General features: G+C 44.7%; 11 protein-coding genes. 7 read left to right on the plus strand and 4 right to left on the minus strand.

Going from position 1 to position 14,878, the window contains the following annotated elements; all coding sequences use genetic code 11:
* Positions 1–50: 50 nt before the first annotated feature.
* A complete protein-coding gene (locus CKQ84_RS02865) occupies positions 51–1,349 on the minus strand; it encodes an O-acetylhomoserine aminocarboxypropyltransferase/cysteine synthase family protein (protein ID WP_105250025.1) in 1,299 nt (432 codons plus the stop codon).
* Between the two features lie 123 nt (positions 1,350–1,472).
* Positions 1,473–2,912, minus strand: coding sequence for a PLP-dependent aminotransferase family protein (locus tag CKQ84_RS02870; RefSeq protein WP_105250026.1), 1,440 nt, complete (start codon positions 2,910–2,912; stop codon positions 1,473–1,475).
* A gap of 158 nt (positions 2,913–3,070) precedes the next feature.
* On the opposite strand from CKQ84_RS02870, the gene CKQ84_RS02875 reads away from it, so the two are divergent.
* The 4 genes from CKQ84_RS02875 to CKQ84_RS02890 all read left to right on the plus strand — a co-directional run bounded on the left by CKQ84_RS02875 (position 3,071) and on the right by CKQ84_RS02890 (position 6,734).
* Positions 3,071–4,405, plus strand: a complete 1,335-nt coding sequence (locus CKQ84_RS02875; protein WP_105250027.1) for a cytochrome ubiquinol oxidase subunit I — start codon at positions 3,071–3,073, stop codon at positions 4,403–4,405.
* A 60-nt stretch (positions 4,406–4,465) separates the two neighbouring features.
* Positions 4,466–5,473 carry a cytochrome d ubiquinol oxidase subunit II gene (gene cydB, locus CKQ84_RS02880; protein ID WP_105250028.1) on the plus strand — a complete coding sequence of 336 codons (1,008 nt, stop codon included), beginning with the start codon at positions 4,466–4,468 and terminating at the stop codon, positions 5,471–5,473.
* 98 nt (positions 5,474–5,571) lie between these two features.
* Positions 5,572–5,706 (plus strand): DUF2474 domain-containing protein, encoded by a 135-nt coding sequence (locus CKQ84_RS02885; RefSeq protein WP_105250029.1) that lies wholly within the window; start codon positions 5,572–5,574, stop codon positions 5,704–5,706.
* A 623-nt stretch (positions 5,707–6,329) separates the two neighbouring features.
* Positions 6,330–6,734: a GreA/GreB family elongation factor gene (locus CKQ84_RS02890; protein ID WP_028759523.1), complete on the plus strand. Its 405-nt coding sequence runs from the start codon at positions 6,330–6,332 to the stop codon at positions 6,732–6,734.
* 773 nt (positions 6,735–7,507) lie between these two features.
* Here CKQ84_RS02890 and CKQ84_RS02895 read toward each other — a convergent pair.
* Positions 7,508–8,284 carry a helix-turn-helix transcriptional regulator gene (locus CKQ84_RS02895; RefSeq protein ID WP_105250030.1) on the minus strand — a complete coding sequence of 259 codons (777 nt, stop codon included), beginning with the start codon at positions 8,282–8,284 and terminating at the stop codon, positions 7,508–7,510.
* 213 nt (positions 8,285–8,497) lie between these two features.
* Here CKQ84_RS02895 and CKQ84_RS02900 point away from each other — a divergent pair, with 213 nt between their 5' ends.
* Together CKQ84_RS02900 and CKQ84_RS02905 are read left to right on the plus strand one after the other, a co-directional pair.
* Positions 8,498–9,388, plus strand: a complete 891-nt coding sequence (locus CKQ84_RS02900) for a DMT family transporter (RefSeq protein WP_028761579.1) — start codon at positions 8,498–8,500, stop codon at positions 9,386–9,388.
* 153 nt (positions 9,389–9,541) lie between these two features.
* On the plus strand, positions 9,542–11,173 hold the full coding sequence (locus CKQ84_RS02905; RefSeq protein ID WP_105250031.1) for a methyl-accepting chemotaxis protein: 1,632 nt from the start codon (positions 9,542–9,544) through the stop codon (positions 11,171–11,173).
* 281 nt (positions 11,174–11,454) lie between these two features.
* Here CKQ84_RS02905 and CKQ84_RS02910 read toward each other — a convergent pair whose 3' ends face one another.
* On the minus strand, positions 11,455–12,300 hold the full coding sequence (locus tag CKQ84_RS02910) for an FAD:protein FMN transferase (RefSeq protein ID WP_105250032.1): 846 nt from the start codon (positions 12,298–12,300) through the stop codon (positions 11,455–11,457).
* 723 nt (positions 12,301–13,023) lie between these two features.
* On the opposite strand from CKQ84_RS02910, the gene CKQ84_RS02915 reads away from it, so the two are divergent.
* On the plus strand, positions 13,024–14,355 hold the full coding sequence (locus CKQ84_RS02915; RefSeq protein WP_105250033.1) for a Na+/H+ antiporter NhaC family protein: 1,332 nt from the start codon (positions 13,024–13,026) through the stop codon (positions 14,353–14,355).
* The last annotated feature ends 523 nt before the right edge of the window (positions 14,356–14,878 follow it).

Genomic DNA, 14,878 nt, shown 5'->3' on the forward strand with positions numbered 1-14,878 from the left:
TAATAAAGCGATGAGGTATCGGCTATTTAATATGGACTATTCGATACAAGCTATTTGCTCGCCAGTGCCTTATCGAGCGCCTGCGCCACATCGTTAATGATGTCGTCGATATGCTCAATCCCAACCGAGATACGGATAAGATCCTCAGACACGCCCGCCCTTGCCAGTTCATCGGCATCGAGCTGTCTGTGCGTAGTGCTCGCAGGGTGGCAGGCCAAGGATTTCGCATCCCCAATGTTCACTAAACGCAGGATCATCTGCAGTGCATCGATAAAACGTCCGCCAGCAAGCTTACCCTCTTCAGCTGTGGCCGCTTTAATCCCAAAGCTGATGATCCCAGAAGCTTTTCCGCCAGTGATCTTGTGGCAATTATCCTGATAAGGGCTGCTTGGCAAGGCGCCGTAGTTCACCCAACTGACCGCCGGATGCAGCACCAGATATTCCGCTAATGCCAAGGCATTAGAGCAATGGCGCTCCATTCGAAGGCTTAAGGTTTCAAGGCCTTGCAACAGTAAAAATGCACTGTGCGGTGACAGTGCGGCGCCGGTATTACGCAGCGGTACTACACGGCAACGACCAATAAATGCAGCAGGACCAAAGGCTTCTGTGTAAACCACGCCGTGGTAGGAAGGATCAGCTTGGTTGAGTAAGGCAAATCTTTCCTTATTCGCCACCCAATCGAACTTGCCTGAATCGATAATCACGCCACCGATTGTCGTGCCATGGCCACCAATGTATTTAGTTAAAGAATGAATAACGATATCGGCGCCATGCTCAAAGGGGCGACATAACACTGGAGTCGCGACCGTATTATCGACAATTAAAGGCACGCCATATTTATGGGCAATCTCGGCTAAACGCTGTAAATCGACAATATTGCCCGCTGGATTACCAATCGATTCGCAGAACAAGGCTTTAGTTTTGTCATCGATCAGCTCATCGAGGCCTTCAAAATCATCGAAGGCCGCCATGCGCACTTCAACGCCTTGGCGCGGCAGCGTATGTGCAAACAGATTATAGGTGCCGCCATAGAGCTGACTGGTGCTGACGATGTTATCGCCAACTTGAGTCAAGGCTTGAATCGCATAGGTAATCGCCGCCATACCCGATGCCACGGCCAGCGCACCTATGCCGCCTTCAATGGCTGCCAGACGTTGCTCTAGCACGCTAGTGGTAGGATTCATTATCCGTGTATAAATATTACCAGCGACTTTTAAGTCAAATAAATCAGCACCATGCTGGGTATCATCGAAAGTATAAGAGGTCGTTTGATAGATAGGTACTGCGGCCGCCTTCGTGGTCGCTTCTGACTCATAACCATGGTGTAATGCCAGTGACTCTAATTTCATTTTCCCTTCCTTATCCGTAGCAGCCCAGTATTCAATCGACATTGAGAATTGCACAAGATTTGTGCATGCTCAACAAGCTAACAGATAGACATCTAGAAGTCTAAAACTTTTTGGCCACAGCCTTTAACTTCGGCGCGAATAGTTACGGATAAGTTCGGCCAGCACCACGACCGCTGAGACTATCTCTGGCGAGCACTCGTATGAGGTATTCAAACGCATAAAATGGCGGAATTCGACCTGATTACTAAAGAGATTTCCGGGTGCAATACTGATCCCACGCTCAATCGCCTGATAATAAATTTGTGTAGCGTCCATGTGTAATGGCAGCGCTAACCAGAGAAAATAGCCGCCCTGCGCGAAGTTGACCCCCACAGATTCGGGCAGATGCGCGCACAATAATTGATACATGGCCAATTTACGGCTGGCTAACTTTTTACGTAACTGTTTCAAATGCCGTTCATATTGCGCCGACTGAATAAAATCGGCGATGGCGAGCTGCATCGGCGCACTGGTCGATAACGTCGACATGACTTGTAAACGTTGTAACTGCGGTGCATGGCATCCCGCCGCCACCCAGCCGACACGATAACCAGCAATCAAAGACTTAGAAAATGAGCCGCAGTGCAACACCCGTCCTTCGGTATCGAAGGCTTTTACTGGCCTTGGCGCGCTCGAGTCGACATAGAGTTCTTGATAAACATCATCCTCAATCAGACTGACCTTATGCTCGTTTAGTAGCTGATAAAGCGCCTGTTTTTTAGCATCCGATAAACTGCAACCTAAAGGATTTTGATGTTGGCTCATCAACCAGCAGGCTTTCACTGGATAGGTATTTAACACTTCTACCAACGCCTCGAGATCAATCCCCTGTTGTGGATCGGTAGCAACCGCAATCGCCCTGAGTTTAAGCCGTTCAATGGCTTGCATCGCGCCATAAAAGGTCGGTGATTCAATGACAACCCAATCACCCGCTTGTGTCAGCGTCGCTAAGCTCAAGTTGAGCGCCTCCATGGCACCCGAGGTAATGATGATTTCGTCGGGCGAAATGCTCATGCCCAATTTGGCATAACGTTGGGAGATAGCCTTACGCAATCCCGCATTGCCTGGCGGTAAATTATCGGCGGCAAAAGAAGGTGACATGTGCCGAGTCACCTTAACTAAAGATCGCGCCAGTGCTTGTTGCGGGAATAAACTAGGATCGGGAAATCCTGAACCAAAGGGCACTATGTCCGCCTGCTTTGAAGCCTGCAGCACATTGAATACAAACTCATTAATATCCACACTATCGGAAAGATAAATCGGCTTTTGTCGCTCGGGATAACGAAAGGCTTCTCCCTGCCGCGCGATTAATTCCGGCTTTGGCGCCACTAAATAGCCAGACTTAGCCTGCGCCGAGATCACGCCTTGGCTTTCCAATAACTGATAGGCATTGAGCACTGTCATCAGACTCAAGCCCGAATCGGCCACAGTTTGGCGCAGCGACGGCAACTTGTCCCCCGCCTGCCAGACACCTTGGGCTATTCGTGTCTTTAATTCCTGCGCTAACTGCTCATACTTCGTCATCTGTTATAGCCAAGCCAAGATATTCTGTGTCTGTTATAGCCAGCATATCCCATGGTCTAATAGCACACAAGCTTTCACCGTCAAGCCAATTTAGGGTTCAGTGAACGCGACTAGAACAATGCCTTTGTAACGAGAAATGCCTATCGCTCGAGGAAATTATGTTTGATTTTGATGCCACAGTACTCGCTAGGATCCAATTTGCTTTTACCATCTCTTTTCACATTATTTTCCCTGCCATCACTATCGGCCTCGCCACCTATCTGGCGGTATTAGAAGGCTTATGGCTGAAAACGGCGAATGAAGTTTACCAACAACTCTATCTATTTTGGTCGAAGATTTTTGCCATAAACTTTGGCATGGGCGTGGTCTCAGGCATAGTGATGGCCTATCAATTTGGTACCCATTGGAGTGCTTTTTCCGCCTTCGCGGGCAGCGTAACTGGGCCGCTACTCACCTATGAAGTCCTCACCGCCTTCTTCCTCGAAGCGGGTTTTCTGGGGGTCATGCTATTTGGTCAGCAGAAGGTAGGCAAAAACCTGCATTTCTTCGCCACTTGTATGGTCGCCACGGGCACTATTATCTCAACCTTCTGGATCTTAGCTTCAAACAGCTGGATGCAGACGCCCCAAGGTTTTGAAATTGTGAATAATCGCGTCATTCCTGTGGATTGGTTTCAGATAGTGTTTAACCCTTCATTTCCCTATCGTTTAGCCCATATGACAGTGGCGGCCTTTATTTCATCAGCTTTCTTTGTGGGAGCATCGGCGGCTTGGCACTTACTCAAAGGTAACGACACGCCCGCGATCCGCAAGATGTTGTCTATGGCGATGTGGATGGCGTTAATTGTCGCGCCGCTGCAAGCTGTGATTGGTGATTTTCATGGTTTAAATACCCTTGAATATCAACCTGTAAAAGTCGCGGCAATGGAAGGCCATTGGCGTAATGAGGGTGACAAACCCACACCGCTTATCTTGTTTGCAATTCCCGATATGGACGCAGAGAAAAACCACTTCAGTCTCGAAATCCCAGGGCTCGCGAGCCTGATCTTACAGCATGATTTAAGCAAACAAGTGCCAGCCTTGACTGAGTATCCCGCCGAGGACAGACCCAATGTGTTGTTAGTGTTCTGGAGTTTTAGGCTCATGGTCGGCTTAGGCTTATTGATGATTTTTGCTGGACTGTGGAGCGCTTATCTCAGGCGCAAAGGCAGCCTCTACAGCAACAAACACTTTCTGCGATTTGTACTCGTGCTCGGCCCCGCCGGATTGCTCGCCACACTAGCAGGTTGGTTTACCACCGAGCTTGGCCGTCAACCTTGGGTGATCCAAGGATTGATGCGCACTCAGGATGCCGTGTCTTCCCACAGCGTTACCCACTTGAGTATCAGCCTAGGGATTTTCATCGTCAGTTACTGCGGCATCTTTGGCGTTGGTTATCGCTATATGATGCGACTCATCCGCAAAGGGCCAGATATCGCGGCAACAAGTCATTAATTTTAAAGTAAATGAATCTAGTTTTACTTATTCAATCTTAAACATATTTAAGGGCTCACCATGGAATTCGATCTACCCTTGATTTGGTTCGGGATCATCATTTTTGCCACCTTAATGTATATCGTGATGGATGGTTTTGATCTCGGCATCGGCATACTGTTTCCCTTCATTCACGACGAAGACGACAGGGATATTATGGTTAATACCGTCGCCCCCGTTTGGGATGGTAACGAAACTTGGTTAGTGCTCGGCGGCGCTAGTCTGCTCGGTGCCTTTCCCCTCGCCTATGCCATAGTGCTCGAAGCACTAACCATACCGCTGCTCATCATGCTGCTGGCATTGATTTTTCGCGGCGTGGCATTTGAGTTTAGATTTAAGTCGGGCGCAGAAGCTAAACCATTCTGGGATAAAGCGTTTATGTTTGGCTCTATCACGGCCACCTTTTCACAGGGCGTAGTGCTGGGGGCGTTTATCTCCGGCATTTCGGTGAGTAACCAACAATTTAGCGGCAGTAGTTTCGATTGGTTAACGCCCTTCTCACTTTTCTGTGGATTTGGCCTTATGCTGGCCTATGCTCTGCTCGGCGCGACTTGGCTGGTGAAAAAATGCCAAGGCGAGCTTAAAACGACCATGCAACAACTCGGTAGAGCACTGACCTTATGCCTGCTTATGACCATAGGTTTAGTCAGTTTATGGACGCCTTTTGTGCAACCCAATATTGCCCTGCGCTGGTTTAGTTTACCGAATTTATTCTACTTCGCCCCAGTGCCAATACTGGTATTAGCCTGCAGTTGGGCCTTGATAAAATCCCTAAATCGTGATGATAACTATCAACCATTCCTACTCACTCTAGGGCTGATTTTCTTAGGATTTAGTGGCTTAGGGATCAGTATCTGGCCGCACATTATTCCACCCAACATCAGCCTTTGGCAGGCAGCAGCCCCCGACAGCAGTCTAAGCTTTATGCTCGTCGGCGCCCTGATGATCATCCCGCTGATTTTGGTTTATACCTTTTGGAGCTACTACGTGTTCCGCGGCAAAGTAACCAAGGATGCTGGCTATCACTAGCCATGACTTTAGATGAGAGTTCCCAAAACGCGACTGAAGCTAACTTGGCTTAGGTCGCTGATTCACTTTAGATGACTTTACATATGCAGGAGATCAACATGACGACCCAAACGAAATCCCTCGCCTATCGGCTCGGCTGGTTAGTGCTGATTTGGTGTACAAGCGTAAGCTGTCTGTTCCTCGTCTCTATGTGTATCAAAATACTTTTAAAAGGTGCGGGCTTAACAACCTAAGTAAATATTGACTTTAGAAGCTTATATTAAGGCTTAATTCAGTTAGTGCCCATAGCATCTAGCGACAATGCACTAGAACATTCAATGGTTGAATTAATTTGGCTTTCAGTTCAGCCAAATTAACAAGTGCTCAGTTTACTTTACGAGTGCTAGCATTAAATTGACGAAGACTAGCCCCAATGTAGCAAGGTTAAAACTATGTTAAATCCAGTTTTACTGTTATCAGTATATTCAGCAAGATTAGCTTAGTTAGGCTTGCTTTATATTTTTACTTGACCTATGGTATCAGCCAAGCAATTACTTATTTAGTTAATGGCAAGATTTAGTTAACAGCAAGGCCGATATACTAAATCGATATACAAAAAATAAATAATCAATCGAATATCAACTTTTGACTGGAGATGTAACACTATGTTTAGCACTGCATTTTCATCACTATTTTCCCATGTGTTAGCTAACACATCTAGTTCAGTAAGCTCAATCCGCCTCTCGCTCAAATTCCCAGTCTAAGCCGAGCGTCACTCGCGCTCGGCAGAATTATAACTTCTTGTGAAATAAGCACAGAGTAATACTCATTTTAATTTCTATGCTTATATTTTAACTTTGTTATTTCAGAGGCGGCAATGGCATATTCTTTTTTTAGTGGTCTTTTCCAGAATTTTATTCTAAAAACTGAAACCTATTATTTACAAAACAGTTTTAATGCCTCTCTACGCCCAACGGCTTTGGCAGGCGTGATTAGTAAGCTTGAGCAGCTAAAGCATGATACGACGAGTGATAAAGTGACTGTGGGACGGGAAATTCACTTAGTTAATCTGCAGGATCAGCAAGAGTACCAAATTGAACTCGTGTATCCACCAAGGCATAAACCCAGTGCAGGACGTTTCTCTGTCATATCAGATTTAGGCGTCAGCTTACTTGGGTTATCAAAGGGCGAACTGGCAGAGGTGAGCATTTTAGGCAAACCAGTTCTGTTTATGATTAAAGATGTCAGTTTAACGAAAAAACAACCTAAAAAATCTGTATAGGAAAAATCATTTGGCATACTTTTTGTCAATGGCTATTGAGTATTGCTACTTGATAACATTTCAGAAATTTTAAAAAATATGATTATAAGGTTGTAAGCATTTTAAAATAGAGCATGTTCAATTCAGTGGCAACATGCTTTGAACTCGCTATTAGCGGCGGCTTATAGCGGCATTTTCAACATAATATAATAAGAGGGAATGTTATTTTGAAGTCATTAACTGGCCGCGATATTTATTAAAGAGACACTTTAAATAAGTTTAACACTGCAATTAACGACTCTTTGCAACTATTTACGTATAAGTCATGGCAGCGCTTTAGAGTAAACAGCAAAGGGGTTAAGAGGTTTAGCACGGCGCCTCAATCGTTAAATTTATTTTTATACTCTTTATAAATAAACCGTCTCAATTAAAGCCTGAAATAAAAAATTGAGCCCAACTATCGAAACCGATTTGCGGCGCGGGTTCGGATAGTAACCTTCACTTTGGAGTTTATATCTATGAGTAAAGAAAAAAACAAAAAACCGCCAATGAAAACCTTAAAAGAGAAGCGTCAAGATAAACGGAACCGCCAAAAGGCTTCCGACTAACTTATCTAACTCTGTAAAAAACCTTAAATCCTCTCTTTAAATAGGCCGAAAATAGGGTGTTAATACTTTAGCACCCTATCTTATTTCACAGTTTCCCCCAATATTTTTAGTGCATCATCTAGCGCGACTTTCGCATAGGATCTCATTATCTCGCCTTTATTAAGCCTTGCTCCATCAGCCACTCAATCACAATCGGCGGCGATACTGTTCAGGTGAGCACTGAGCATATTTTTTAAACATCACGATATAAGGCGAAGTTTGGTTATAGCCGAGCGTCAATGCCACTTCTTTGATCGCAAGTCCCTGACGTAATAGTTGTAAGGAATAGATAAACTTATGCCTTTGTCTTAGCTCAGTAAAACTCATCCCCAGAACCTCTTGGCAGCGACGAGCTAAAGTACGCTCTGTGGTATGTAATTCACTGGCCCAAGATTTAAAGGTTTTCGAACTCGCAGGGTCGGCTTCAATTGCCAGCAACAACGGCTGTAACAGTTTATCTGAAACGGTGGGCAGAAATTGCGGTAGAGCTTTACCCAAGGTCAGCTGATCGAGCAAAACCTCAACCAGTCGCTTATCCGCCGCAGTTTCTGCCACAGTGACTTGCCGTTCCCGCAGATCGTTAACGATCGATTGGGCAATGGATGTCACGGCTAAAAGACAAGTCTCTATGGGAAAAGCCGCAGCCCGCTCGGCAACTATATTCATCGAGCAATAATGAATACTACGCCGAGTATAACTTTCATGTTCTATCCCCGCAGGAACCCAAATCGCATATTGTGACGGCGATAAAAACCGTTGCCCTGCAGCATGTAACTCCATAATTCCACCGCTGATTAACTGCAGTTGCCCCCAAACATGTTGATGTTTTGGCGTTACCGTATTTGGCAAGAAAGCTTCATAGTTGAAGAAGATATCTGCAGCAGGCTCTTGCTCTGCCGTGAGCGGATGGTAAACCGTGCGCATTTTGATGCCCTCAAAGCTATGGTGGTCCAAAAAACTCAAACGAAATCGCTAACCCAGATTACGCTTGTCCGTAGAGGAACTGACCTTGTCTGATAAGCGATATTTATATCATAACCGACCATGGATAATAGCCACTAATCTATTATCTGGATGCTTAAGTGATAAGCCATAAGCTATGGCCAGTCACTTTAGCCTGTACCTAAAGGCAAGACCATGCTGTATTTGTTCCCCCTGTTGGCCGTATTAATTTGGGCAGGCAATTCGATAGTCAACAAGCTCTCATTTGGGATTATCGATCCTGAAGCCATAGCATTTTACCGTTGGTTTTTCGCTATGTTATTGTTAACCCCCTTTGTCGCAAGTCGCGTCTGGCAAAAACGCCAAGTGATACTACCTTTGTTACCTAAGTTCGCTACTTTGGCTTTGTTAGGTATGGTGCTAAACCAAAGTCTGGCCTATTTTGCGGCGGCTACCACCACGGCAACAAATATGGCATTAATCACCTCTCTCGTGCCTATGATCAGTCTGTTTTTAGCCGTGCCATTACTCAAGCAAAAATTATCACCGTTAGCCTTTGGTGGCACCTTAATCTCGCTATTTGGATTGATTTTTATGCTCAGTCACGGCGATATGATGAATCTTGCCATCGGCGTGACTCAAGGTGATTTACTGTTGCTCTTTAGCGCCTTTGTGTATGCACTCTATGGCGTATTACTGAAACGCTGGCAACTGCCACTGCCGACTTGGGAATCGGTTTATATTCAAGGACTCATAGCCGTATTCATGCTGACACCACTGCTGTTTACGAGTCCCAGCATGGCGATCAGTGCCCAATCGGCACCACTGATACTTTACGCTGCTATCGCTGCCTCACTTTTAGCGCCGTGGGCTTGGATCAATGGCATAAGCAAACTCGGCGCCGATCGCACCAGCGTATTCTTTAATTTAATGCCTATTATTGCGGCGATACTGGCGGCCATCATCCTAGATGAAACCTTAGCCATTTATCATTATATTGGCGGTTCTATGGTCATTATTGGCGTCATGCTAGTGCAGATAAAACCTAAGCCTAAAGTCATCCCTACCCTAGCTTGTCCTGAATAATCCAAAGTAATGCGTCAACGCCTTGGTAATAGTGACCAAGGCGGTTTCGCTTATTTCAATGCGTACAAAATCCCATCGCAATCTGCTGCACGCAAAGGCAATTCTATAAATAACGGCTAAGCTATTTATTAAGTTATTAATGGAGATCATCCTATGTTTAACAGTATTCGCGTTAAGTTTTCACTGATGTTTGCCATTATGGCGACAGCGCTCATTGTCATGGCAGTCACTGATGCTATGCAAAGCCGTGCTACTGTGAAGCAGATGCAGGAATTTAGTCAGTTATTTAATCCCGCAATTTCGGCAATTCTCAATGCAGATCGCGACCTTTATCAAGCGCAGCTAAGTGAAGAAGTGTTACTCAGGGAAGAATTATCTGCCGATAATCGCAAAAGTGAGATTGATAACTGGCAAGAGAATGTCGATCAAGCCCGTGACAGAATGGGCGAATTTAAAAAAATCCTTAAAGATCACCTGCAAGTACTGCAATCAACCAGTGGCTTTGAGGCGCAGTTTTCTCTCTGGTATCAGGCCTCATCAGAGGTCATTAATGCCGTTAAAAGTAATGATTTTGAACGCGCGAAACAACTCCACGAAACCAAATCCAAGCAAGAATTTAAGGCATTAAGAGATATCTACAATGCCGCGGGCGAAGCCGCCGATAACAGAGTAAAAGAGCTAGATTTACAAGCAACGGAACAGGCAACCACCCAAACCCAAATATCTTTAACGATAGCAAGCTTAGTCGCCATTGTGGCGCTGTTGATTGCCTACTTCGGACCTAAAATCATAGTCAATGCAATTGAAGATATCACTAGCAGGATCAATGACATTGTCGATGGTGACGGTAACTTAACCCAAAGGATCCCTATCACACGTCAGGATGAAATCGGCGAGCTCGCCCATGCATTTAACTTATTTGTAGAGCAGCTACAGCAAATGGTCATCTCGATTATTGGTCAAACTAAAGATGTGAGCCAAACCGTTGAAAGCCTTGCAACTAAGTCAGCTACCACAATCAACATCAGCCATGAACAAGAGCAGTTTGTCGATACCATTGTCACAGCAGTAAATGAAATGAGTGCAGCCGTAAGAGAAGTCGCCAGTAACGCTCTTCATACTGCCACCGAAATCACTAAGGTGAATGACCAAACAGTAGAGGGTAAAAATATCCTCGCCCAGTCCGTTAATCATATTCAACAACTGTCTGAATCAGTTAAAAATGCCGTGACAGTTATTGAAAAACTTTCAGTCAATTCTGCCAATATTGCCTCAGTGCTTGATGTGATCCGCTCAATCGCTGAGCAAACTAATCTCCTTGCACTTAACGCGGCCATTGAAGCTGCGCGCGCTGGCGAACAGGGCCGCGGCTTTGCCGTAGTTGCAGATGAAGTACGTACACTGGCGAGTCGTACCGAAACCTCAACCCAAGATATTCAGCGCATGATTGAAGAGTTGCAACGCGGTGTAAATGATGCGGTTAAAAGCATTGAATCGGGAGCTAGCCTGACCACATCAACTGTCACCCTCGCCAGCCAAACCCAAGATGCACTAGATGAAATTCTAAACTCCACCTCTAAGGTCAGTGAGATGTCCACTCAAACGGCGACTGCGACCGAAGAGCAAACCCATGTGACCGAAGAAATTAATCGTAACTTGACCGAATTATCCGATAAAACAAGATACTGCAACTTAGTGATCCAAGAAACGCAGCAAATAGTCGTCAACACTAAAGCCATTTGCAGCAACCTACAAAAAGAAGTTGCGCGATTTAAAGTCGCTTAAGATAAATAGCTAACGACACATGGTGAGCGATAAGCTATTGAAACGAAAAGAGTGCCCAATGTAGGCACTCTTTTTAATGGAAATAATACCAAGAAAAGCTTGAAGACAATAAAAACCCACAACCGTATGCAAGTTGCAAATAACGGTAACGAAACCCAAGTTGTATCGATTCACCCGTTAAAGTGCGAATAACAGTACTAACTGCTTAATGTTAACTCACAGTAATGATTGAATTTCTAATTCAATCATCTGCAAAAGCTGTAAAACAGGCAAAAGATACATCAATCAAAACTGACTAATTGCCCACCCAAATGAGTAATTTTTTCAGCGGCCAAGTCGGGATTAAGATAGCCTGCGACTTTCGTTAACGCATCGGCGCGCCAAGCAAAAGAAGCTCTCACACTAACAATACGCTCGCTTTCAGCATCGACGTTCGTATCGGCAACATTGCCAGTTGGCAGTAATAGTGCAGGGTAATCATGACTTAAGGTTTGTGAGACCCGTGAGCTGGCGAGCGCCATATTGCTAACGCAGAGCTTTTGGCTCGCTCCTAATGGACCGCGGCACACTACATTTAAAGATGCACTGCCAAAAACTTTTAAATCGCCACCCGCATTGACCCAACCTCCGCTCACGCCAGCGCGACGCAGCTCACTCACTGCCATATCAACCGCATAACCTTTAGCTATACCATCTAAGGTTAAAATTAGCGGTCTAGCTAATCGCGCTTGATTACCTTTTATTTCAATATCTTGCCAATCACCTTGCAATAACAATGGCATACCAAGGTAAGCAGGCAAAGCGCCGCGAGACATCATTTCGCCGCCAACGGTACAATTGAATAAGTTGTTGCTCGCCTTACCCAGCCCCTTAGCCAACTTGAGCACTCGTAAACTATCTTGGCTTAACGTTACCCAAATTCCAGGCTGCCGATTTAACTGATTTAACTCGCTGTCCTGTTGATGGAAGCTCAGCAACCGCCCAATATGGGTCACACGCGAAAAAGCCGCGCTAATAGCCGCTTCCAATGCTTTATCTTTAAGTAGTACCTCACCGCTTTGATTTGGCAGTGACTCGGCAGCGATTTCCACCAGCGTTCCGAGTAATGGCTTAGCGCGACGTATCATGATAATACCCACTGTAGTAGGAAGATCTGAGGGATCAGCAATAAACGCTTCATCCAGTTAAATTTAAACAAAGCACTAAGAGTAATTAACATAATTTGTGCGGATTCTATTAAAGTCTCTACTTCAATACAAATTGTTGCCATTAGTTTTTATGGGGATTTTAGATGCTTGAAACTGTTTTACATTTAAAAACAATAGATTGCTTATTAAGGTTTTATTAAAGTTATTTGACGTATCATTGCTATCACAACGCTGCACAAGCGAACTAAGTCAATACATCCCCAAATTAGCCCTATTGATTAATGCCACTCATCATTTACGTTATTTATGCTGTCTTACCCACCAACAACTCACACTAAATGGAGCGATAAATAGCCGGCTTACTCCATCACACCAGTCATCTGCTTAAATTTTACGCTATTCCATTCAGTTGAAATACACGCTAAATCAGATATAAACCCTCTAATCCAACCTGAACACAAACAAGTAACGTATTGATTAATAATTAAAATAAAGACTAAGCTTTATCTTATACAACCTATTAATAACCTATCGATCACAACGGAAGTAAAAACATCTAGACGTCTAAATTGACAGGTTCTCAGGGATCAAATATGCTTTGCCTCAAGTTGCTAGGATACGATGCCGAGGCAACACTGAATTTAAGCGAGTTTGACTGCCAAGGATCCTGCGGAAAAACCCTAAGCGAAAGAGAGATAACATTTGAGCAATCCAACAGCAGCACAGCACAGCCCGGCATCTTTTATTGCCCTGTTGCCATTATTTGTTTTCCTTGGTCTTTTCATTGGCGCGGGTGTGTATTTCCAAAGCCAAGGTGTCGACTTTGCCTTCTATCAATTACCCAGCGTTATCGCTATTTTACCTGCAATCATTCTGGCGTTGATTTTATCAAAACAGAAATTAAATCAATCGATTGATACCTTTATTGGCGGTATTGGTCACAGCAATATTATTGCAATGTGTTTAATTTACTTACTTGCAGGCGCCTTCGCTGCAGTCGCTAAAGCCACTGGCGGCGTCGATGCTACTGTTGCTCTTGGTTTATCGTTAATCCCATCGAACCTGTTACTACCTGGTTTCTTCGTGATTGCCGCTTTTATCGCAACGGCCATGGGAACCTCTATGGGGACAATCGCTGCTGTCGCTCCCATCGCTCTAGGCGTAGCCGACCAAGCGCAAATCGACTATGCACTGATGGCAGGAGCCGTGATGTCTGGCGCTCTATTTGGTGACAACTTGTCGATTATTTCCGATACCACAATTGCAGCTACGCGCACCCAAGGCTGTGATATGAAAGATAAATTTCGTGAAAATTTGATTTTCGCTATTCCCGCATCACTGCTAACTTTAATCGCCTTTGTATTTGCCGGACAAGGCCAAGCAGAATTAGCAACGCAGAATATCGATCTTATTAAGGTCATTCCTTATCTGACCATTTTGATCTTAGCCGTGGCAGGTCTGAACGTATTTGTGGTCTTGACCTTAGGTATCTTATTAGCGGGCGCAACCGGCCTGTTTACTATGGATTACGGTGTGATCCAATTCGGTAAAGATATTTATGCTGGCTTTAGTAATATGCAGGAGATTTTCATTCTGTCTATGCTAGTGGGTGGTTTAGCCGCACTCATGCAGCAGCAAGGTGGTCTTGCCTTTGTGAGTAAACAGATTGAAAAGCTGATCACTCGTTTCTCCAAGGCACAAGGTGAAGCTTCATGCCGTGCTGCTGAGCTAGGTATGGCAGGTATAGTCGCAGTGACTAACTCTTGTGTGGCTAACAACACGGTTTCTATCGTGGTGACGGGTGATATTGCAAAAGACTTAGCAGAGAAGCATGGCGTGAGTCCAAAACGTGCCGCCAGCATACTCGATATTTTCGCCTGTATTATCCAAGGTTTAATCCCGTATGGTGCACAGGCACTCTTGATTGCTTCGACCTTTAGCATCACACCATTAGCAGCGGTATCACACGCTTGGTACTGTATGATTTTAGCCGTAGTGGCTGTTGCGATTGTAATTTTCCGCAAACGACACTAAATGATATTTGAATCGCATGAGTAAAATCTAACGTTTATGACAAGGAACGCACTAGGCGCTCCTTGTCATTTTAAAACCTCTTTTGGCGAAAAAGCATTAACTCGCTTGCCTTCATTAAACAATTCAGGCAAGTTACCGCATTCAATGTGGTCATATCCCATCAGTATATTTTTAGTCTCCATGAATCCTCTTTATCACCAAGAACCAAGTTATTACGATCTACATCGTCTTATTACATGGTTGATTGTAGGCGCAGCCTTTATTAGTGCTTCTGGAGTTTTAATTGCTATTTATGCTGAATATCAAAACGTTGGAGTTCAAGTCTTACAAATACGAGCTGATTTTTTAGGTAACTATATCAACTCACCCCTCGCTTATGTGTTTAATTTAAGCTTATTGGCTGCAGGGCTCTGCATACTCATTTCAATGACCGGGCTCTACTTACTAAAACTAGATACGTTCAGCCAATGCATAGCACTTACAGGTGCTTGGGTAGGAGTCTCTGTGATTTTGATGGGAATAT

The sequence above is a fragment of the Shewanella sp. WE21 genome (assembly GCF_002966515.1).
GTDB lineage: Bacteria > Pseudomonadota > Gammaproteobacteria > Enterobacterales > Shewanellaceae > Shewanella > Shewanella oncorhynchi.